The 20,923-nt window shown below is 59.9% G+C and carries 21 protein-coding genes; 7 read left to right on the forward strand and 14 right to left on the reverse strand.

The annotated features are described in order from the left end of the window. Positions 1 to 50 precede the first annotated feature (50 nt). The 4 genes from ACTWLJ_RS10750 to ACTWLJ_RS10765 all read left to right on the forward strand — a co-directional run bounded on the left by ACTWLJ_RS10750 (position 51) and on the right by ACTWLJ_RS10765 (position 3,220). Entirely contained in the window at positions 51 to 326 is a 276-nt protein-coding gene (locus ACTWLJ_RS10750) for a DUF493 domain-containing protein (RefSeq protein WP_445180791.1), read from the forward strand. Further along, positions 326 to 973, forward strand: a complete 648-nt coding sequence (lipB, locus tag ACTWLJ_RS10755) for a lipoyl(octanoyl) transferase LipB (protein WP_445180792.1) — start codon at positions 326 to 328, stop codon at positions 971 to 973. The genes ACTWLJ_RS10750 and lipB overlap by 1 nt, the downstream gene beginning before the upstream one ends. 25 nt (positions 974 to 998) lie before the next feature. Next, the gene (gene lipA, locus ACTWLJ_RS10760) at positions 999 to 1,997 is read left to right on the forward strand and encodes a lipoyl synthase (RefSeq protein ID WP_445181344.1); all 999 of its coding nucleotides are present in this window, start codon (positions 999 to 1,001) and stop codon (positions 1,995 to 1,997) included. 272 nt (positions 1,998 to 2,269) lie between these two features. Then, the gene (locus tag ACTWLJ_RS10765) at positions 2,270 to 3,220 is read left to right on the forward strand and encodes a S66 peptidase family protein (RefSeq protein WP_445180793.1); all 951 of its coding nucleotides are present in this window, start codon (positions 2,270 to 2,272) and stop codon (positions 3,218 to 3,220) included. A gap of 119 nt (positions 3,221 to 3,339) precedes the next feature. Here ACTWLJ_RS10765 and ACTWLJ_RS10770 read toward each other — a convergent pair whose 3' ends face one another. The 5 genes from ACTWLJ_RS10770 to leuS all read right to left on the reverse strand — a co-directional run bounded on the left by ACTWLJ_RS10770 (position 3,340) and on the right by leuS (position 9,441). After that, positions 3,340 to 4,662 (reverse strand): lytic murein transglycosylase, encoded by a 1,323-nt coding sequence (locus ACTWLJ_RS10770; RefSeq protein ID WP_445180794.1) that lies wholly within the window; start codon positions 4,660 to 4,662, stop codon positions 3,340 to 3,342. 61 nt (positions 4,663 to 4,723) lie between these two features. After that, entirely contained in the window at positions 4,724 to 4,888 is a 165-nt protein-coding gene (gene arfA, locus ACTWLJ_RS10775; RefSeq protein ID WP_401220994.1) for an alternative ribosome rescue factor ArfA, read from the reverse strand. 176 nt (positions 4,889 to 5,064) lie between these two features. After that, entirely contained in the window at positions 5,065 to 6,102 is a 1,038-nt protein-coding gene (holA, locus tag ACTWLJ_RS10780; RefSeq protein WP_445180795.1) for a DNA polymerase III subunit delta, read from the reverse strand. A gap of 39 nt (positions 6,103 to 6,141) precedes the next feature. After that, entirely contained in the window at positions 6,142 to 6,747 is a 606-nt protein-coding gene (locus tag ACTWLJ_RS10785) for an LPS-assembly lipoprotein LptE (RefSeq protein ID WP_401220999.1), read from the reverse strand. Positions 6,748 to 6,834: 87 nt separating this feature from the next. Continuing rightward, complete coding sequence (gene leuS / locus ACTWLJ_RS10790; RefSeq protein WP_445180796.1) at positions 6,835 to 9,441, reverse strand: leucine--tRNA ligase; 2,607 nt, start codon at positions 9,439 to 9,441, stop codon at positions 6,835 to 6,837. Positions 9,442 to 9,695: 254 nt separating this feature from the next. Between leuS and ACTWLJ_RS10795 the strand changes: the two genes are divergently transcribed. Then, positions 9,696 to 10,019 (forward strand): hypothetical protein, encoded by a 324-nt coding sequence (locus tag ACTWLJ_RS10795; RefSeq protein ID WP_445180797.1) that lies wholly within the window; start codon positions 9,696 to 9,698, stop codon positions 10,017 to 10,019. Between the two features lie 106 nt (positions 10,020 to 10,125). Continuing rightward, positions 10,126 to 10,887 carry a YdcF family protein gene (locus ACTWLJ_RS10800; protein WP_445180798.1) on the forward strand — a complete coding sequence of 254 codons (762 nt, stop codon included), beginning with the start codon at positions 10,126 to 10,128 and terminating at the stop codon, positions 10,885 to 10,887. Between the two features lie 78 nt (positions 10,888 to 10,965). Here ACTWLJ_RS10800 and lnt read toward each other — a convergent pair whose 3' ends face one another. The 5 genes from lnt to miaB all read right to left on the reverse strand — a co-directional run bounded on the left by lnt (position 10,966) and on the right by miaB (position 16,391). Beyond that, positions 10,966 to 12,489 carry an apolipoprotein N-acyltransferase gene (lnt, locus tag ACTWLJ_RS10805; RefSeq protein WP_445180799.1) on the reverse strand — a complete coding sequence of 508 codons (1,524 nt, stop codon included), beginning with the start codon at positions 12,487 to 12,489 and terminating at the stop codon, positions 10,966 to 10,968. A gap of 8 nt (positions 12,490 to 12,497) precedes the next feature. Then, on the reverse strand, positions 12,498 to 13,337 hold the full coding sequence (locus ACTWLJ_RS10810) for an HlyC/CorC family transporter (RefSeq protein WP_122610970.1): 840 nt from the start codon (positions 13,335 to 13,337) through the stop codon (positions 12,498 to 12,500). A 5-nt stretch (positions 13,338 to 13,342) separates the two neighbouring features. Continuing rightward, the gene (gene ybeY, locus ACTWLJ_RS10815; RefSeq protein ID WP_445180800.1) at positions 13,343 to 13,837 is read right to left on the reverse strand and encodes an rRNA maturation RNase YbeY; all 495 of its coding nucleotides are present in this window, start codon (positions 13,835 to 13,837) and stop codon (positions 13,343 to 13,345) included. Further along, the gene (locus ACTWLJ_RS10820) at positions 13,830 to 14,834 is read right to left on the reverse strand and encodes a PhoH family protein (protein WP_401214258.1); all 1,005 of its coding nucleotides are present in this window, start codon (positions 14,832 to 14,834) and stop codon (positions 13,830 to 13,832) included. The genes ybeY and ACTWLJ_RS10820 overlap by 8 nt, the downstream gene beginning before the upstream one ends. Positions 14,835 to 15,062: 228 nt before the next feature. Next, positions 15,063 to 16,391: a tRNA (N6-isopentenyl adenosine(37)-C2)-methylthiotransferase MiaB gene (gene miaB, locus ACTWLJ_RS10825; RefSeq protein ID WP_445180801.1), complete on the reverse strand. Its 1,329-nt coding sequence runs from the start codon at positions 16,389 to 16,391 to the stop codon at positions 15,063 to 15,065. 133 nt (positions 16,392 to 16,524) lie between these two features. Between miaB and ACTWLJ_RS10830 the strand changes: the two genes are divergently transcribed. Further along, positions 16,525 to 16,854 (forward strand): DUF1820 family protein, encoded by a 330-nt coding sequence (locus ACTWLJ_RS10830; RefSeq protein ID WP_077045543.1) that lies wholly within the window; start codon positions 16,525 to 16,527, stop codon positions 16,852 to 16,854. 215 nt (positions 16,855 to 17,069) lie between these two features. Here the strand turns inward: ACTWLJ_RS10830 and ACTWLJ_RS10835 are convergent, their stop codons facing one another. The 4 genes from ACTWLJ_RS10835 to ACTWLJ_RS10850 form a co-directional block, all read right to left on the reverse strand. Further along, the gene (locus tag ACTWLJ_RS10835; protein ID WP_401214263.1) at positions 17,070 to 17,624 is read right to left on the reverse strand and encodes a tetratricopeptide repeat protein; all 555 of its coding nucleotides are present in this window, start codon (positions 17,622 to 17,624) and stop codon (positions 17,070 to 17,072) included. A 225-nt stretch (positions 17,625 to 17,849) separates the two neighbouring features. Then, a complete protein-coding gene (gene hemL / locus ACTWLJ_RS10840; protein WP_445180802.1) occupies positions 17,850 to 19,133 on the reverse strand; it encodes a glutamate-1-semialdehyde 2,1-aminomutase in 1,284 nt (427 codons plus the stop codon). Between the two features lie 17 nt (positions 19,134 to 19,150). Continuing rightward, positions 19,151 to 19,774 carry a thiamine phosphate synthase gene (gene thiE, locus ACTWLJ_RS10845; protein ID WP_445180803.1) on the reverse strand — a complete coding sequence of 208 codons (624 nt, stop codon included), beginning with the start codon at positions 19,772 to 19,774 and terminating at the stop codon, positions 19,151 to 19,153. Positions 19,775 to 19,792: 18 nt separating this feature from the next. Continuing rightward, entirely contained in the window at positions 19,793 to 20,590 is a 798-nt protein-coding gene (locus tag ACTWLJ_RS10850; RefSeq protein WP_445180804.1) for a hydroxymethylpyrimidine/phosphomethylpyrimidine kinase, read from the reverse strand. Between the last annotated feature and the right edge of the window lie 333 nt (positions 20,591 to 20,923).

A 20,923-nucleotide genomic window follows, 5' to 3' on the forward strand; every position in this document is an offset into this window, starting at 1 on the left:
AACGGGGCCATGTTCGTTGCCAAGGCTTACGCTTACGAGGCCGTTACGCCATGACCGATACCGAAGTAAAGGCGCCTAAGATCGAATTCCCAGTGACTGATTATCCGGTTAAGGTGATCAGCGATACGGGTGTCGGCAACAAGGACAAGATCATCGAAATCGTCAAGAAACACGCGACGATCAATGATGAGCGCGTTGATGAGCGCCAAAGCACCAACGGCAAGTACACCACCATTCAGTTGCACATCGTCGCGACCGGGCAGGAACAGCTGTACGACATCAACAGCGAACTGCGGGCTACCGGTTTCGTGCACATGGTGTTGTGATGTCTGGCACGCTGGGCTTTCGCGAGCTCGGCCAGATGGCTTACGAGCCGGTCTGGCATGCCATGCAACGCTTCACCAACGAACGCGGCACTGATGCCGCCGACGAAATCTGGCTGGTCGAGCACCCTCCGGTGTTTACCCAGGGCCAGGCAGGCAAGGCCGAACACTTGCTGTTGCCGGGGGATATCCCGGTGGTGCAGGTTGATCGCGGCGGGCAGGTGACCTATCACGGTCCCGGCCAGTTGGTGGCCTACCTGTTGCTGGACGTACGCAAGCTGGGTTTCGGCGTGCGTGATCTGGTCAGTCGCATGGAAGCGTGCCTGATCGAACTGCTGGCCAGCTACGGTGTGACCGCAGCGGCCAAGCCAGACGCTCCCGGCGTTTACGTCGATGGAGCGAAAATCGCTTCTCTGGGTTTGCGGATTCGCCACGGTTGCTCCTTTCATGGCCTGGCCCTGAACGTGGATATGAACCTGGAACCGTTTCGACGGATTAATCCCTGCGGCTATGCCGGGCTGGCGATGACCCAGCTGAGCGACCACGCAGGATCGATTGAATTTGCCGAGGTAAGTGCCCGGCTGCGCGCGCAGCTCGTCAAACACCTCGACTATGCTGAGCAGACGACCCTGACGGGCGGAATCGACTGATATGACTACTGATGCAGTGCAAACCATGATCCCGACGCTCGACGTGACCGAGCGCCCGGCCCCGCGTCCCAAGGTAGAAGCCGGCGTCAAGCTGCGCGGCGCCGAGAAGGTTGCACGCATCCCGGTAAAGATCATTCCGACCACCGAACTGCCGAAGAAACCTGACTGGATTCGTGTGCGCATCCCGGTTTCGCCGGAAGTCGACCGTATCAAGAGCCTGCTGCGCAAGCACAAGCTGCACAGCGTCTGCGAAGAGGCCTCCTGCCCGAACCTGGGCGAGTGCTTCTCCGGTGGCACCGCGACCTTCATGATCATGGGTGACATCTGCACCCGTCGTTGCCCGTTCTGTGACGTCGGCCACGGTCGTCCGAAACCACTGGACGTCAACGAGCCGGAAAGCCTGGCCATCGCCATCGCCGACCTGAAACTCAAGTACGTGGTGATCACTTCGGTTGACCGCGACGACCTGCGTGACGGCGGTGCCCAGCACTTTGCCGACTGCATCCGCGAAATCCGCAAACTGTCGCCGAACGTGCAGCTGGAAACCCTGGTCCCCGACTACCGTGGCCGTATGGACGTCGCGCTGGAAATCACTGCCGCCGAGCCACCGGATGTGTTCAACCACAACCTGGAAACCGTGCCGCGCCTGTACAAGGCTGCGCGTCCGGGTTCGGACTACCAGTGGTCGCTGACCCTGCTGCAACGCTTCAAGCAGATGATGCCGCACATTCCGACCAAGTCCGGCCTGATGCTGGGTCTCGGCGAGACCGACGAAGAAGTCATCGAAGTCATGAAGCGCATGCGCGAACACGACATCGACATGCTGACTCTGGGCCAGTACCTGCAGCCGTCCCGCAGCCACTTGCCGGTACAGCGCTTCGTGCACCCGGACGTCTTCGCCTGGTTCGCCGAGGAAGGTTACAAGATGGGCTTCAAGAACGTTGCTTCCGGCCCGCTGGTACGCTCGTCGTACCACGCTGACGAACAGGCAAAACTGGTCAAGGCCGAGCTGCTCGGTTCCTGATCCAGCGCCAGACAAAAAAATGCCCGCCGAGGCTTCACAGCCCGGCGGGCATTTTTTTGTCTGACGCAGAGCTGAACACAATCCTGTGGCGAGGGAGCTTGCTCCCGCTGGGTTGCGTAGCGACCCCAATATTTTTGGGACTGCTGCGCACTCCAGCGGGAGCAAGCTCCCTCGCCACAGGTTATTCATCTGGCATTGAGTAAACAGACTCTTCTGTTTGCTGCTGTTCCTGACTACTGTGTCTTCAAGACTTCTCACAGGGAGATTCAAGGATGACTGTTCGACCGACCCATACCCTTTCTCCGCACAAACCGGTGCCGGCGCTGCCGTCCGAAGGGCTGATCGGTGTGATCGCACCCGCCGGGCCCGGCGCGCTGGACACCGACAAGGCTGTGCAATGGATGCGCGCTCGTGGCTACGGCTTGCGGGTGTTTCCGGGCGTCTATGAGAAGGACGGTTATCTGGCCGGCAGCGATGATGTGCGACTCAACGACCTGCATGCTGCGTTTGCCGACCCGGAGGTCGATGCGATCATTTGCCTGCGCGGCGGTTACGGCACGCCGCGCCTGCTGGACCGTATCGACTTCGACCTGCTCAGCCGTAATGCCAAGCCCTTCGTCGGCTATAGCGACATCACCGCGCTGCACGTCGCCATCAGTCGCTACGCCGGCTTCGTGACCTTTCACGGGCCGTTGTTGAACGCTGACCTGTTGGGCGACAAGGAGCCGCCGACAGTGACCTCGTTTTTCGCCATGCTGCGCGGGCAGATGAAGTCGGGCAGCGTGTTCAGTCACCCGGTTGCTTATCCGTTGACCACGGTGGAGCCGGGTGTTGCTCACGGGCGGCTGCTTGGCGGCAATCTGGCGATGATCGCCTCGACCATGGGCACGCCTTACCAGATCGATCTCGAAGGGGTGATTCTGTTCATCGAAGACATCAACGAGCCGCTGTACCGCATTGACCGGTTGCTGACGCAATTGCGCTTGGCCGGCATGCTGCAAAAGCTGCGTGGCGTGTTGGTGGGGGATATCGCAGGGGTAGAGGTCGATGCGTTGAATCGCCTGCTCAAGCAGACTTTTGAGCCGTTGCGGATTCCGGTGCTGTCCGGGTGGCGCAGCGGGCATTGCGATCCGAACCTGACGTTGCCGATGGGCGCGTTGGTGCGGCTGGATGCAGGGAAGAAGGAATTGATGCTGGAGCAGGATGTGGTGATCAAGGCGTAGAAGTTGTTCGCCTGATAGTCAGTCTTCGCGGGCAAGCCCGCTCCCACAAGGTTCTTTGTCGGAACACAATTCTGTATTCGACTCAAAAACCTGTGGGAGCGGGCTTGCCCGCGATGCTTTTACTGGGTACGCAGGCTCTCAAGCAGCTTGTGCGTCGGATAACCATCCGCCGGCCAGCCAAACGACTGCTGCGCACTGCGAATCGCCTTGCGCGTATTGGCGCCGATGATCCCGTCAGCGGTGCCCGCATCGTAGTTGCGCGCGCTCAGCAGGGTCTGCAATTCAATACGCTCGGTGCGGCTCAGCGGCAGGTCATCTTTCGGCCAGGTGCCGTTGATCAGGCCGCCACCACTGAAGCGCTCGGACAACAGGCTGACTGCCAACGCGTACGACGAAGAATTGTTGTACTTGAGGATCGCCCGGAAGTTGTCGAGGATCAGGAACGCCGGGCCGCGATAACCGGCCGGCAGCAGCAGGGCCGCGGACAGTTGCTCGGAGCCTTGCGGTACCTGAGCATCATTCGGCAGGCTTACACCCAGTTGCCGCCATTCAGCGACAGTTTTGCGGATCGCGCCGTCCGCCAGGGTGAAATCGAAACTGCCTGGCAGTTGCACTTCAAAGCCCCACGGCTGACCGCGTTGCCAGCCGGAGCTTTGCAGATAATGCGCAGTCGAAGCCAGGGCATCTGCCGGACTGCCCCAGATGTCGCGGCGACCATCACCATCAAAGTCCACGGCGTGGGTGTTGTAAGTTGTCGGAATGAACTGGGTCTGACCCATGGCGCCAGCCCAGGAACCGAGCATCTTCTCTGGTGTGATATCGCCCTGTTGCAGGATTTGCAGGGCAGCGATCAGTTGCGCATGGGCAAAGCCCGGACGCCGGCCTTCATAGGCCAGAGTCGCCAGCGAATTGATCACCGACTTGGTGCCCTGGAACTGACCGAAGTTACTTTCCATGCCCCACACCGAAACCAGCGCCTGACGATCAACGCCATAGCGCTGTTCGATGCTCTGCAGAATGTCGGCGTACTGGCTGATCAACGCCTGGCCCTTGCGCACGCGCAATGGCGAGAGGGCGCCGTCGAGGTATTCCCAGACCGGGCGGGAGAATTCCGGCTGACTGCGGTCGGCGCGAATCACGCTCGGGTCGAAGCTGACATTGGCAAAGGCGCGATCAAACAGCTCAGGACGAATCCCGGCGGCGAGGGCGTCCTTGCGGAAACCTGCCTGCCATTCGGCAAAGGTCTGGGTCGGCTGGATATCGAGCGGGTCGGCGGACGGCACTACCGGCGGGATGATCGCTGGGGCCGTAACGACAGGGGCGGTTTGCAGGGGTTGCGCATCGGCGGCGGTGGGTTTTTCCGCACAGGCGACAAGCAGGACGAAGCTTGCTGCGGCGATCAATTGGCGAACGGGCCAACGATGGGAAAGACTAAAGGGCATGCACAGTTCCAAGAGATACGAATCAGGTGCAGACCTTAACATGTCGAAGGGGGGTTCTGCTTCAAGCAGCCAGAAAGTAAGAAGCCTCCCAGCTTTTAGACTGGAAGGCTTCGCGGCGGTAGCTGCCTTTGCCCTTGGTTGGCTGTTCCTGGCGGCTGCGGAACAGGGGTTGGGCGATGATGGATTTGGCCTTGTTCGGGCCATGTTTCGATGGCTTTTTGCTCATTGGGGTTCTCGCGAGTGAGTGGGTTTTACGCGGCAAATAATCTGCCGATGTCGGGCATCTGTCTATAGGGCAAATGTGGGTGGTGTTTGTAGGAAAACAAGATCAAAAGATCGCAGCGTGCCGCAGCTCCTACACCGCCCCCTGTGGGAGCTGCGGCACGCTGCGATCTTTTGATTTTATTCAGCAGGCAATGAAAGGCGCTGACCGGCCATCAACAGTGCCAGACGACTCAGGCTCATCCATGGCGAACCGGCTGCCTGACCCTTGATTTGCGCGTCGATGCGCTGAGCTTCGAGCAACAACTGCGCCCAGCGTTGCGCCGAGTAGCGTTGCAGGGCCTTGCTCATCAGCGGTTTGCGTTTGTCCCATACCGGCGGCTTCGACTGGCTGAAGCACTTGTCCAGCGGCGTGCCCTGGCTGTATTGCAGGGAGATGTTCGCCAGCAGGCGCAACTCTCGGGCCAGAGCCCAGAGAATCACCGGTGGTTCGACACCCTCACCGCGCAATCCTTCAAGTATGCGCAACGCGTGGGCGGCTTCGCCGTTGAGGATCGCATCGGTCAGCCCGAATACGTCGAAACGGGCACTGTCGGCCACGGCCGCCTGAACAGTTTCGACAGTGATCTGACCACCTTCGGCCATCAGCTTGAGCTTTTCGATTTCCTGCGCGGCGGCGAGCAAATTACCCTCGACGCGTGCGGCAATCAGTTCGACCGCGTCCTGGCTGGCCGCCAATCCGGCCTGTGACAGACGCTGACGAATCCAGCTCGGCAACTGGTTGGCATCCACCGGCCAGATCTGCACGAACTGGGTCTGCTGACCTTCAACCAGCGCCTTGCCCCACTTGGTTTTCTGCGCGCTGCCATCGAGCTTGGGCAAGCTGATCAGCAGTAACGTGTCTTCAGCGGGGCGCGAGCAGTATTCGATCAGCGCCGCGGCACCCTTGTCACCGGGCTTGCCCGAAGGCAGGCGCAGTTCCAGCAGGCGCTTTTCGGCGAACAACGACATGCTTGCACCAGCCTGCAACAACGTACCCCAGTCGAAACTGGCGTCGGCGGCGAACACCTGGCGTTCGTCGAAACCTTGTTGGCGAGCGGCACTGCGGATGGCGTCGGCGGCTTCCTGGCACAGCAGTGGGTCATCGCCACTGATGATGTAGACCGGCGCGAGGGCGCCTTGCAGGTGTTTGCCGAGTTGAGCGGGAGCGAGCTTCATAAGAGAGGGCGAACGGGGCGCCTGAGCGCCCCGTACGTCTTACTGCTTCGGCAGTTCGAGCGGCGACTGACGCGGAGTTTCCGCTTCAGCCTTTTGCGCCGCTTGCAGGGCGTCAGCTTCTGCTTTGGCCCGGTCATTGGCGGCCTGTTGCAGCTGCTGCAGTTGCCCCGGAGTTATCTGTTGCAGGCGCAGCATCATGCGCTGAACCAGCTCGCGGCGGGTGTCACGACGGGCGTCGTTGGCTTCCTGATCGGAACCCACGAGGTTGTTACCGTCGTGGATGAACACTTTCTGCACTTCGAGCTTGTCGCTCAGCAGGCTCAGGTTATGTTCGCCACGGATGTCGTAGTTGAGAACGGTAGTCACCTGATACTCGCCAGTACGGCCGGCCCCGGCGTAGCTGAGGATGCGCTGGTCTTCCTGCTCGTCAGCCAGGTACAGCTTGTACGGTGCGCCGCTGTAAACCTTGACGCCGCTGGACTCCAGCACCTGACGCAGTTGCGTTACGGTTTCGCCGTAGGCATTACGTGCGGTCAGATCGAGTTCCTTGATCGTCAGTTCGGTGGTGCCAGTGCCACGCAGCTGGAAACCGCAGGCGCTCAGCAGAACCGCGAGGCCCATCACCAGCAGATTGCGTTTGATCATCTTGTTGCTCCCCTTGAAACCATGTGGGCCGGTCTTGCGGCCCGAAAGGTTTTACATGGCGCCAGGCACACCTGACGCCCGATCCAATTAGCTGGCGACGATATTGACCAGTTTCCCGGGCACTACGATCACTTTACGAATAGTCAGGCCGTCAACGAAACGCAGTACGTTTTCGTTGGCACGAGCTGCCGCTTCGACTTCTTCACGAGTCGCGCTGGCCGGCATATCGATCTGGCCGCGCAGTTTGCCGTTGACCTGGATAACCAGAGTCAGGCTGTCCTGCACCAGAGCGCTGTCGTCCTGCACTGGCCAACCGGCGTCGATCACCGGACCTTCGTGGCCCAGTTGAGTCCACAAATCGTGGCTGATGTGCGGAGTGATCGGAGCCAGCAACAGCGTTACGGTTTCCAGACCTTCCTGAACCAGTGCACGATCCTGCGCGGTGCCTTGCGGGGCTTTTTCCAGCACGTTCATCAGCGTCATCACCTGAGCGATGGCGGTGTTGAATTTGTGGTTCTGGCCGACGTCATGGCTGGCCTGCTTGATCGCGAGGTGGATCGCACGGCGAATGACTTTCTGTTCGTCGTTCAGGCTGGCAACGTCGAGTTTACCCGGCAGGCCCTGAGTGACGTGGGCTTGCGCCAGACGCCAGACGCGCTTGAGGAAACGGTGCGAACCTTCGACGCCGGAGTCGGACCATTCCGCGCTCATGTCAGGCGGCGAGGCGAACATCATGAACAGGCGGCAGGTGTCGGCGCCGAACTGGTCGATCATCGACTGTGGGTCAACGCCGTTGTTCTTCGACTTGGCCATCTTCTCGGTGCCGCCGATTTCCACCGGCAGGCCATCGGAGATCAGTTTGGCGCTGATGACTTTGGCTTTGCTGTCGCGCTCGAGTTCTACGTCCGCCGGGTTGAACCAGGTGTAGGCACCGTTGGCTTCGCGACGATAATAAGTCTCGGCGATCACCATGCCTTGGGTCAGCAGGTTCTTGAACGGCTCGTTGGAACTCACCAGGCCTTCGTCGCGCATCAGCTTGTGGAAGAAGCGCGCATAGAGCAGGTGAAGAATGGCGTGTTCGATACCGCCAATGTACTGATCCACCGGCAACCAGTGGTCAGCCGCGGATTTCTCGACCAGGCCACCTTCAAAGTGGGGCGAGGCGTAACGGGCGTAGTACCACGACGACTCGACGAAGGTGTCCATGGTGTCGGTTTCACGCTTGGCAGGCTGGCCGCATTTCGGGCAGCTGCACTCGTAGAACTCGGGCATGCGCGCCAGTGGCGAACCGGCGCCGTCCGGCACCACGTCTTCCGGCAGCACAACTGGCAACTGGTCTTCCGGCACCGGCACGTCACCGCAGGTTTCGCAGTGGATGATCGGGATCGGGCAGCCCCAGTAGCGCTGACGGCTGATACCCCAGTCGCGCAGGCGGAACTGGGTACGCGAGGCGCCGAGTTCTTTCTTGATCAGCGCGACTTCCATGGCGTCGAACGCGCCTGCGAAATCGAGGCCGTCGAATTCGCCGGAGTTGATCAGCGTGCCGTGCTCGCCGTAGGCGTCTTGCCACGGGGCCGGGTTGGTATCGCCGGAGCTGGTACGCACTACCGATTTAACGGGCAAGTCGTACTTGTGGGCGAACTCGAAATCACGTTCGTCGTGAGCCGGTACCGCCATCACTGCGCCGTCGCCGTAGTGCATCAGCACGTAGTTGGCGACCCATACCGGCAGTTTTTCGCCAGTCAGCGGGTGCTCGACGAACAGGCCGGTCGGCAGGCCTTTTTTCTCTTGAGTGGCGACGTCGGCTTCGGCGACGCTGCCGCCCTTGCATTCAGCGATGAACGCTTGCAGCTCAGGGTTGTTCTGCGCGGCCTGGGTGGCCAGCGGGTGCTCGGCGGCGACGGCAACATAAGTCGCGCCCATCAGGGTGTCCGGACGGGTGGTGAAGACTTTCAGCACGCCGGCTGCGCCGATGGAATCGACGTTGTACGGGAACTGAACTTCCATGCCGCGGGATTTGCCGATCCAGTTGCGCTGCATGGTCTTGACCTGTTCAGGCCAGCCTGTCAGTTCGTCGAGGCTCTCCAGCAGCTCATCCGCGTAGGCGGTGATCTTGAAGTAGTACATCGGGATTTCGCGCTTTTCGATCAGCGCGCCGGAACGCCAGCCGCGACCGTCGATCACTTGCTCGTTGGCCAGAACGGTCTGATCGACCGGGTCCCAGTTCACGGTGCCGTTTTTACGGTAGATCACACCTTTTTCGAACAGGCGAGTGAACAGCCATTGTTCCCAACGGTAGTAATCCGGTTTGCAGGTGGTGACTTCACGCGACCAGTCAACCGCCAGACCCAGGCTGCGCAGCTGGGTTTTCATGTAGGCGATGTTTTCGTAGGTCCACTTGGCAGGCGCTACGTTGTTCTTCATCGCGGCGTTTTCTGCCGGCATGCCGAAGGCGTCCCAACCCATCGGTTGCAGAACGTTCTTGCCGAGCATGCGCTGGTAGCGGGAGATCACGTCGCCGATGGTGTAGTTGCGCACGTGCCCCATGTGTAGCTTGCCGCTGGGGTAAGGGAACATCGACAGGCAGTAGAAAGTCTCCTTGCCTGGCTGTTCACTGACTTCAAAGGACTTTTGCTCGTCCCAGAACGACTGGGCGGCGGCTTCAATTTCACGGGGCTGATATTGTTCGTGCATGGCTACTTTTGTACTGGATAGGGGTGGCCTAATCCTCTTCAGTGCGGCATCCGCAAAGGTCCGGGCGCGCTGGAAGTGGAATTACAGGAAGCGCCGTAGCATACATGACCGCGCTTGGCCTAGGGAAACCCTGATTACAGCAGTTTGGCCCGGTAAATCCGTGGCGAGGGCCGTTGGTCGCGGCGTGCAGCCGGTTTGTGCAGCGAAGCTAAGCTCTTATTGGGGAGTGAGTCTTATCTTCAATGAGGTGAGGGATGGTGGAGCAACGGCAAAAGAACGTCACGAAACCCGAGTTGTATGAACGGTTGATGGATCGTCTGGGTATGGCCCTGGACGCTGCAAAAACCGGTGGCCGGCTGCGCGATGAGCGCCCCCTGGAACTGGAATTGCGTGGCTTGAGCCCCGCCGAGTTCAAACTGGTCAAGGCCTATCTGGATCGCAGTGAACGGGAAACGCATGGCTGCCTGTCGCAGGCAGTAAAGCAACTCGATGCAGCACATTCAGCCAAGGTCATTTGGCTCAAGGACAAGGCGCCCGGCAGAGAAACCGTCAAGGTTCGTGCTTTGCAGGCCAAGTAAGCGCAAGTCGCGTGATCACGGAGGATCTTTTTCAACAGGATCGCTCCATATCGGTTGTCGCAGTGTATTAACCCTCTTAGGCTTCGGGCATCTCTGGAGATGCTCGATGCCTTTTCGTTACTTCGTAAAACAACTTCTATTGCCGCCCGGCATTCTTTTGCTGCTGTTATTGGCTGCCTGGTGGTTACGCCGCTCGCGACCGCGCCTCGCTGGATTGTGCTTTGCCATTGGTTTTGGTGGCTTCTGGCTGATGAGCCTGCCGGTTGTCGTGCAATGGGGTGCCAAGGCGCTGGAGCGTGAACCGCCGCTGGCCCGATCTGAATGGGCGACACTGGCGCAACGTGCCGATGCGATTGTGGTGCTGGGTTCCGGGCGTGAGCGCGGCGATCTGGCCTGGGGCGAGGATCAGCCGACCGGCATCGGCCTGGAGCGTCAGCGCTACGCGGCGCGACTGGCCAAGGCGTCAGGATTGCCGATCCTGACCAGTGGTGGTCTGCATTACGGCACGCCGCCCACCGAGGCGAAGCTGATGGCCGATTCGCTGCTGGATGATTTTGGCGTGAGCGTGCGTTGGCAGGAAGGCGAGAGCCGTACGACGTGGGAGAACGCGAAGCTCAGCGCCGATATATTGCTCCCGCAGGGGATCAAGCGCGTGGCGGTGGTGACTCAGGCCTGGCACATGCCACGGGCGGTCTGGAGTTTTCAGCAGGCAGGGTTTGACGTGGTGCCGGCGCCGGTAGGTTTTCTCGGCACTGACAATGCCCGGCCGCTAGGTGGCTGGATGCCGGAGTTCAAGTCGATCTGGCAGAGCGGCCAGTTGCTGAACGAGGCGGTGGGGCAGGTGGGGTATTCGTTGTTTTATCGTTGAAGATCAAAAGATCGCAGCCTGCGGCAGCTCCTACATTGGATTTGTGTTTCCCCTGTAGGCAGGCTGCGATCTTTGCTTTTAAAGGGTTTTGGACATCCGGCTCGCCATCAGTGCCCAGCCAAACAGCAGCAGGCAAAGGATGATCAGCGGCCACGAACGCCATTGCAGGTATGGCGTCAGGTTGTGCATCGGCACTACCTCGCCGTACAGCACACCCTGTTCGAACTGCGGGATCTGCTCGGTGATCTGCCCGAATGGATTGATCAGACCAGTCACACCATTGTTGGTGGCGCGGATCATCCAGCGACCGGCTTCCAGCGCGCGCATCTGCGCCATCTGCAAGTGTTGCAGCGGACCAATCGAAGTGCCAAACCAAGTGTCGTTGCTGATGGTCAGCAGCAGATCGCTGCGTGCAGCCAGGCTGGCGGCAAATTCCGGGTAGACCACTTCGTAGCAGATGAACGGCGCGATCTGATAACCCTTGGCTTGCAGCAACGGTTGATCAGCAGGGCCGCGGGCGAAGTCGGACATCGGCAGATCGAAGAATGCGATCAGCCCACGCAGGACTTCCTGCAACGGCACGTACTCGCCGAATGGCACCAGTTTCTGCTTCAGATAAGTGCCATCGCCTTCGCCAACCACGGTGATGCCATTAAAGAAGCGTTTCTCATGGCGCACCGTTTGGCGGATCGGCACACCAGTGATCAGCGCCGATTTACGCTCGGCGGCGAAGGTGCCCATCATGCTCAGGTAGCCCTCGGCGGACTCTTTGAGTACCGGTACGGCGGTTTCCGGCCAGATCAACAGATCCACCGGTTTCGAGCGGAAACTCAAATCGCGGTACAGCGCCAGTTGCGCGTTGAGTTCGGCCGGGTCCCATTTCATGCTTTGCGCGACGTTGCCCTGAATTGCGGCGACGGTCAGTGGTGGTCCCGATGGGCTGGTCCAGGCGTGGCCCTTGAGCGCAATGCCCGCGACCCACGGCCCGGCCAGCAACAGCAGGCCGGCGACGACAAAACCTTTGCGGCCGGATTGCAACAGGCGCGGGGCGTTGTAGATCAGTGCTGCGGTCAATGCGAGGACGAACGACACCAGCCACATGCCGCCCACCGGCGCGAGCCCGGACAACGGGCCATCGAGCTGGCTGTAACCGGAGTAAAGCCACGGGAAACCAGTAAGGAACCAGCCACGGAACGCTTCCTGACCGACCCACAACGCGGCAAATGCCAGCGCATCGGCTAGCGGTGCCTCGTTACGGCGCAACCAGCGTGCCCAGAGCCATGCCGGCAAGGCGAAGAACCAGGCAATCGCTGCCGTGAACAGCAGCATCAGGAAGCCGGCCAGCAGTACCGAAGCACCGCCGAAGTGGTGAATGCTGTAGTAGATCCAGCTGGTGCCGGCACCGAACAGGCCGAAACCAAAACACCAGCCACGGCCCAGCGCCTGACGTGGGCTGAGCTCACGCAGTCCGGCGTAAAACAAACCGACCGCGAGCAAGGCCAGCGGCCAGATGTTGAACGGTGCGAGGGCAAAGGTGGTGATTGCACCGGCCGCCACGGCCAGCAGGTTACCGGGCCAGCCGGGGCGGGTCAGACGATGCATTTCAATCCTTAGCGAGCGATAGGTGTCAGACGCAGCAAATGAATCCGACGGCTGTCGGCGTTCAGAATGCGGAAGCGATAGGCGCCGATTTCAGTGGTTTCGTTGCGTTTTGGCAAGTGCCCGAACGCGCTCATCACCAAGCCACCGACGGTGTCGAACTCGTCGTCGGAGAATTCGCTGTCGAAGAACTCGTTGAAGTTCTCGATCGGCGTCAGTGCCTTGATCAGGAAGTCACCGCTTGGCAGCGGCTTGATGTAGCTGTCTTCTTCGACGTCGTGTTCGTCTTCAATGTCGCCGACGATCTGTTCCAGCACGTCTTCAATCGTCACCAGACCGGCCACGCCGCCGTACTCGTCGATGACGATGGCCATGTGGTTGTGGTTGGCGCGGAACTCACGCAGCAACACGTTCAGACGCTTGGACTCCGGGACGAAAGTCGCCGGGCGCAGCAGATCCTTGATGTTGAAGCTGTCGCCGTTCTCCTTGAGGATCAGCGGCAGCAGATCCTTGGCCAGCAGCACGCCCATCACGTCATCGTGGCTTTCGCCGATGACCGGATAGCGCGAGTGAGCCGAGTCGACCACGGCCGGGAGGAATTCACGGGGGGTCTGGGTCGCCTTGATGCTGATCATCTGCGAGCGCGGCACCATGATGTCGCGTACTTGCAGGTCAGCCACCTGAATGGCGCCTTCGACGATGGCCAGCGCTTCGCTGTCCAGCAGTTTGTTCTGATGTGCATCACGCAGCAGCTCAAGCAGCTCCTGACGGTTCTTCGGCTCGTGGGCAAAAGCCTGGGTCAGTTTACCCAGCCATGACTTCTGCCCGTTGCTCGATCGATCTTCGCTCATAGCGATTACTCTGAATCCTTTGTTGTAACGATAGGGGATGTTTCTGATTCGTCATCCGCGTACGGATCGGGATAGCCCAGTTCAGCAAGCAACTCGCGTTCCAGTGCTTCCATTTCTTCGGCTTCCTCGTCATCTATATGGTCGTAACCGAGCAGATGCAAGCAGCCGTGAATGACCAGATGTGCCCAATGGGCCTTTAGTTCCTTGCCTTGTTCGGCAGCTTCGCGCTCGACCACCGCCACGCAGATCACCAGATCGCCGAGCAGCGGGATGTCGAGGAACTCGTCAGGCACGTCTGCCGGAAACGACAGGACGTTGGTCGCGTAATCCTTTTGCCGCCAGGTGTGATTGAGTTCGCGGCCTTCTTCCTCGTCGACCAGACGAATGGTCATTTCCGAGTCGGCGGTGCGCTGGCGCAGGGCCAGTTCGCACCACAGGCGGAAGTCGGCTTCACTCGGCGCGGACGCTTCGGTCGCGATTTGCAGGTCTAGCTCAAGCATCGCGGCGGCTGTCCTTCGGGGTTTCGTCGGCTACGCGATTCTCGAAGCGCTCGTAGGCTTCGACGATGCGTTGCACCAAAGGATGGCGCACCACGTCTTTGGGCATGAAGTGAGTAAAGCTGATGCCCGGCACGTCTTTGAGCACTTCGATGACATGGTGCAGGCCGGACTTGGTACCTTTTGGCAGGTCGACCTGGGTGATGTCGCCGGTGATCACGGCGGTAGAGCCGAAGCCGATCCGGGTCAGGAACATTTTCATCTGCTCGACGGTGGTGTTCTGGCTTTCGTCGAGAATGATGAAGCTGTTGTTCAGCGTGCGGCCGCGCATATAAGCCAGCGGCGCGACTTCGATCACTTGCCGTTCGATCAGCTTGGCAACGTATTCGAAGCCGAGCATTTCGTAGAGCGCGTCGTAGAGCGGGCGCAAATACGGGTCGATCTTCTGCGACAGGTCGCCGGGCAGGAATCCGAGTTTTTCACCCGCTTCAACCGCCGGACGCACCAGCAGGATGCGGCGGATCTGCTCGCGTTCCAATGCATCGACAGCGCACGCCACGGCCAGATAGGTCTTGCCGGTACCGGCCGGACCAATGCCGAAGTTGATGTCGTTACCGAGAATTTCCTTCACGTAGCGCAGCTGATTCAAGCCGCGTGGGCGAATCATGCCTTTCTTGGTGCGCAGGGCGACGGAGGCTTCGGCGGGGGCGTGGTTATCCAGTTCGACGACGGCCGATTCCTGCAGGAACAGGTGAACCGTATCTGGCGACAGCTCTGAACCTTTGGTTTCCCGGTACAGGCGACGAATCAGATTTTCCGCAGAAGTGGTGTGCTGGGGGTCGCCGATCAATTCGAACTGATTGCCGCGGTTGCGGATTTCGATAGTCAGGCGCTGTTCGATCAAGCGCAGGTGCTCGTCGAATTGCCCGCACAGATTGGCGAAGCGGCGAGCCTCAAAGGGCTCGAGAATAAAACGATGTGGTTCTATGGGTGCGTTCAAGGTCGTATTTAGCCGCCCTGGGGCAATTAAGATGAAATCAAGGATAACGCCAGAGGCGTGGGTGCGAAAGCTCTTAAATGGATGAGCTCAATCTCAAGACCCATGCAGTTCATTGTGGGAGCTGGCTTGCCAGCGATGAGGCCATCAAGTCCGGCAAAGATGTTGCCTGTTACTCCGCTATCGCTGGCAAGCCAGCTCCCACATGATCTTCACTGTTATCAAGATTTGTTACTGAACCAGCGACCCACGCAGCGAGTGCGGTTGTGCCGCATCGATGTGCACGTCGGCGAACTGGCCGATCAGGGTTGGAGTGTCGCAGCGGAAGTTGACGATTCGATTATTCTCGGTGCGCCCTTGCAGTTCGCCCGGATCTTTTTTCGAGTAGTCGGTCACCAGAATCCGCTGGATCGAACCGACCATTTGTCGGCTGATCTCGAAACCTTGCTGATTCAAACGGTGCTGAAGCGCGTTCAGGCGTTCTTTTTTCAGTTCTTCCGGCGTCTCATCGGCCAGATCCGCAGCCGGGGTGCCCGGGCGCTGGCTGTAAACGAACGAATAGGAGAAGTCGAAGCCGACGTCGGCAATCAGCTTCATGGTCTGTTCGAAGTCTTTCTCGGTCTCGCCGGGGAAACCGACGATGAAGTCCGAGCTGATGCTGATCCCCGGCACCGCAGCGCGCAGTTTGCGCAGCTTGGATTTGTACTCAAGGGCTGTGTGGTTACGTTTCATTGCCGCGAGAATCCGGTCCGAACCCGACTGCACCGGCAAGTGCAGATGCTTGACCAGTTCCGGCACTTCGGCGTGGGCCTGGATCAGGCTGTCGGAGAACTCCAGCGGGTGCGAAGTGGTGTAGCGAATGCGGTCGATGCCATCGACGGCGGCGACCACGCGGATCAGCTCGGCCAGATCGGCCAGGCGTCCGTCATGGGTCTGACCGCGATAACCGTTGACGTTCTGCCCGAGCAGCGTCACTTCACGCACGCCGTTCTCGGCGAGGTGGATGATTTCGGCGAGCACGTCGTCGAACGGCCGGCTGACTTCTTCGCCACGGGTATAGGGCACCACGCAGAACGTGCAGTACTTGCTGCAACCTTCCATCACCGACACGTAGGCGCTCGGGCCGTCGATACGCGGCTCGGGCAAGTGGTCGAATTTTTCGATTTCCGGGAACGACACGTCAACCTGCGGCAGCTTGGTGAGGCGTGCGGCGTCGATCATTTCCGGCAGGCGGTGCAGGGTCTGTGGGCCGAAGACCACGTCGACGTACGGTGCGCGATCACGAATCGCTGCGCCTTCCTGGCTGGCCACGCAACCGCCGACGGCGATTACCATTTCCGGGTTGGCCAGTTTCAATTCACGCCAGCGGCCGAGCTGGGAATACACCCGGTCCTGGGCGCGTTCGCGGATCGAGCAGGTGTTGAGCAGAATCACGTCCGCGTCTTCCGCGCGAGCGGTGACTTCCAGGGCCTGATGTTCGCCCAGCAGATCGACCATGCGCGAGCTGTCGTACTCGTTCATCTGGCAACCGTGGGTTTCGATGTAAAGCTTCTTGGCCATGGAATAGGGTCGTCACGTGGTTCAAAGAACCGCGCATTATAGGGAACATGTCCTCAGGTTCCTACCGCTGTGCGTCCGGAGGCTATGCTATAGTTCGCGCCCTCATTTTTATCCCCGATGTTATCCGCCCGCCATGACCAAACGCGAAGCTCCAATCTACAAGGTGATTTTCCTCAACCAGGGCCAGGTGTTCGAAATGTACGCCAAGCAGATCTATCAAAGTGATCTGTGGGGTTTTCTGGAAGTGGAAGAGTTCGTCTTTGGCGAGCGCACGCAAGTGGTCGTCGATCCGAGCGAAGAGAAGCTCAAGGCACAGTTCGAAGGTGTGGTGCGCAGTTTTGTGCCGATGCATTCGATTGTGCGCATCGATGAAGTCGAGCGTCTGGGCACCCCGAAAATCAGCGAAGCCCGCGGCGCGGTCGGCAATGTGATGCCGTTCCCGGTGCCGATGCCTGAGAAGTAAAACCTGAAATTTGTGGCTGATGGGAATTTATTGTGGCGAGGGGATTTATCCCCGTTGGGCTGCGAAGCGGCCCCAAGTCCTGCAATCAGGTTCTATCTGACAAGACGCGCCGAATGGTTTTGCGACTGCTGCGCAGTCGAACGGGGATAAATCCCCTCGCCACAAACCCTGTTCAGCCACCAAATCCCTTGCTGCCTAAAGAAGCTGCGCAGAATTTAAGGCAGTGGCGAAAACGGCGTACGCCCATCGGCGCTTTGCAGTTCCATCAGGTATTTACGGAAAATTTGTCCGAGCACCTGAGTGGCGGTTTCGAGATCTTCGCGGGACATTTTTTCGGAGACTTCGTCGGCGGTGTCCAGCGCATCTTCGGCGCCGTTGACTGCGGCCATCTTCAGCACGATATACGCCTGAATGTTGTTGGCCTGTACGCCCTCACCATGGAAAAACATGGTGCCGAGCTTGAACTGTGCCTGAGCGTGGCCTTGCAACGAGGCCTTTTCGAAGTAGCTCAGGGCTTGATTGAGGTCGCGCGGCGCGCTTTTACCGTCGTAGTAGAACTCACCCAACTCGTATTGCGCTTGCGCATCCCCTTCATCCGCAGCCTTTTGGCAGGCGGCAAGTGCCTGCGTGACGTCTTGCGGCTGAGTATTGAGGGTGCAACGACCCATCGCCGGGATCAACAACGAGTTGCCGCCTGCTTGTGCATGCGCGAGCAGGGGCTGAAGGAGCAACAGGCAGCCCAAGGCAAGGGTGCGGCCGGTGCGGTTCATGGGAATCGACTTACCTCTGAAGGGCACGCGGACCCATCGAGGGATCCAATAAGCGCGCATTATGAAATAAGCAGGGCCATCCTTACAAAGTCTTTACTCGTTTTTCTGCTGCGCGGGGAATATATCGCCCACTTTAGGATGATATTTAGCAGATGCGTCGGAAAAAACCTGTGGGTGTAGGTGAATGCTGACGCCGGCAATAGCCAACGTCAGCGGTACGGCGGATTACTTGAGTGCGGCGAAGGCGCGTTCGGCAGCATCCAGAGTCAATTTCAGCTCGGCTTCGCCATGGGCGATCGAGGTGAAACCGGCTTCGAAGGCGCTCGGTGCCAGGTACACGCCACCTTCCAGCATCAAGTGGAAGAAGCGTCCGAACAGCGCTGCATCGCTGGCCATTACATCTTCGAAAGTGACGATGTCGTCGGCGCCACTGAAGTACAGGCCGAACATGCCGCCCGCCTGAGTGGTCACGAACGGAATGCCTGCGGCGTCAGCGCGTTGTTGCAGGCCATCCAGCAGGCGAGTGGTGTAGTCAGTCAACTCGGCATGGAAACCCGGACGGCTGATCAGGCGCAGAGTGGTCAAACCGGCGGCCATCGCCAGCGGGTTACCCGACAGCGTACCGGCCTGATACACCGGGCCCAGCGGCGCGATGCGTTCCATGATTTCACGCTTGCCGCCGAAGCAGCCGACCGGCATGCCGCCACCGATGATCTTGCCGAAGGTGGTCAGATCCGGGTTCACGCCGTAGTACGCCTGAGCACCGCCGAGGGCGACACGGAAACCGGTCATCACTTCGTCGAAAATCAGTACCACGCCGTGCTTGTCGCACAGGGTGCGCAAACCTTCGAGGAAACCCGGTGCTGGTGGCACGCAGTTCATGTTGCCGGCGACCGGCTCGACGATGATGCACGCGACTTCTTCGCCGACTTCGGCGAGCATTTTTTCAACGGCATCGATGTCGTTGAACGGCAGGGTCAGGGTGTGTTTGGCAAACGCCGCCGGTACGCCGGCCGAGCTCGGCACGCCTTGGGTCAGTGCGCCGGAGCCGGCCTTGACCAGCAGGCTGTCGGAGTGACCGTGGTAGCAGCCTTCGAACTTGATGATGCTGTCGCGGCCGGTGAAACCACGGGCCAGACGGATTGCGCTCATGGTCGCTTCGGTGCCGGAGCTGACCATGCGCACCATGTCCATCGATGGCACCAGCGAGCAGACCAGATCGGCCATCTCGGTTTCCATCGCGGTCGGTGCGCCGTAAGACAGACCGTGTTGCAGCTGATTGCGCACTGCGTCCAGCACGTCCGGATGGCTGTGACCGAGGATCATCGGCCCCCAGGAACCGACGTAGTCAACATAACGCTTGTCGTCTTCGTCGGTGACGTAGGCGCCTTCGGCGTGTTTGAAGAACAACGGTGTGCCACCAACGCTCTTGAACGCGCGAACCGGCGAGTTCACACCACCAGGGATGTGTTTCTGGGCATTGGCAAACAGGGTTTCGGAACGAGACATGATCGGGCTCTCAAAAATCAGGATTTGAACAATTCATTGAATGCACGGGCGCGGCGCGTCACTTCGGCGGTGCTTTCGGCGCCGAACAGACCATGCACCACGGCCAGCAAGTCGACACCGTGGGCCAGCAGCGGCGCGGCGTTGTCGAGGGTGATGCCACCAATCGCGCAGATCGGTAGATGCAGCGTGCGTTTGGCCTCGTCGAGCAGATCGAGACTGCAAGTCGGCGCACCGGGTTTGGTGTTGGAATTGAAGAAGCGACCGAAGGCGACATAACTCGCGCCTTCTTTGGTGGCTTGCTGCGCCAGCTCCAGTTGGGCGTGGCAAGTCGAGCCGATGATCGCTTTCGAACCGAGCAAGGCGCGGGTCGGCGACAACGGGCCGTCGGTCTGACCCAAGTGCACGCCGACGTTCAGGCGGGCGGCCAGTTCGGCGTCATCGTTGATGATCAGTTGCGTTTTGTAGCGCTCGCACAGATCGCGCAGCGCTTCGGCCTCGCGCAGACGGCGGGCCTCGTCGCTGCTCTTGTCGCGATATTGCAGCAGGGTGACGCCGCCTTCCAGCGCCGCCTCCACATAAGGCAGAAACTTGCCGGCCAGCAATTCACTGTCGGTGATGGCATACAGGCCACGGAGTTTCATCAGGCAGACCTCACGACGTTACGAGCAGAAATCCAGCGGCAAGCGGCGCGGCACGAACTGGCCTTTGCCTAGCTGTTCGGCGTCACGCAGGGTGCGCCAGGTGTAATTCAGTGCACTGCGTACGGCGCTGGCGAGGTTTTCGCCCTGGGCCAGACGACCGGCCAAGGCGCTGGCCAAAGTGCAACCGGAGCCGTGATAGCTGCCCGGCAAACGCTGGCAGGTGAAGGTTTCACGCAGGCCGTCGCGGCTGTACAAGCGGTTATGGATTTCAGTTTCGTCGCCGTGGCCGCCGGTGATCAGCAGGTTTTTGACGAACGGCAGGAGTTTTTCAGCGCATTCGTCGGCGGTGCCTTCCGGCAGTTCGGCGAGGATGCGTGCTTCAGGAAGGTTGGGGGTGGCAATGATCGACAGAGGCAGCAGGCGTTCGCGCATGGCGTAGCCGACTTCGTCCTTGCCCAGGCGTCCGCCGCCACCGGCACGCAGCACCGGGTCGCAGACCACTGGCAAGTGCGGGTGCGCGGTCAGCAGCTCGACGACGGTCTCGACCATCTCCAGCGAACCGAGCATGCCCAGTTTGACTGCCGCGACTTCGGAATCGTTGAGTACGGCATTGGCCTGGGCCAGTACCCACTCACGGTCGAGGACGCGGAAGTCAGTGACGTTGACGGTGTCTTGCACGGTCAGGGCGGTGACGGCCGGAGCCGCATGGCAACCCTGCGCGAGCAGGGCTTCGATATCTGCCTGCAAGCCGGCGCCACCACTTGGGTCGTGGCCGGAGAGACAGAGGACAACGGGGCGAGAGCTGTAGATATTCATGGTGCGCGAGCTTACCACCAAAGCTGATTTTCGGGTTCAGTCCTGCCAGCGTTCGTTGACACATTGTCGGACAACATTGCAGTCATGGAATGAACCACAATTGATCACTGGCAATGAGGTTGTTGTGACAAGCTGACCAAGGCAACAGCTCTAGCTCGCTGCTTTGCTCTGAAACGCCCGTTCTAGAGCCTTCACTGTAAAAATTTCCATGGTGCTCAATGGCCAGCAACGGCTATGCTAGTCTGGATCCAAACCAATAACAGGTAATACCGGTTTTACGTCTACTCAAAAGGAATGGGGGGGCTTCCTGACACAACCGGACGAGCCACGCTG

It is taken from the genome of Pseudomonas sp. McL0111 (assembly GCF_052567255.1).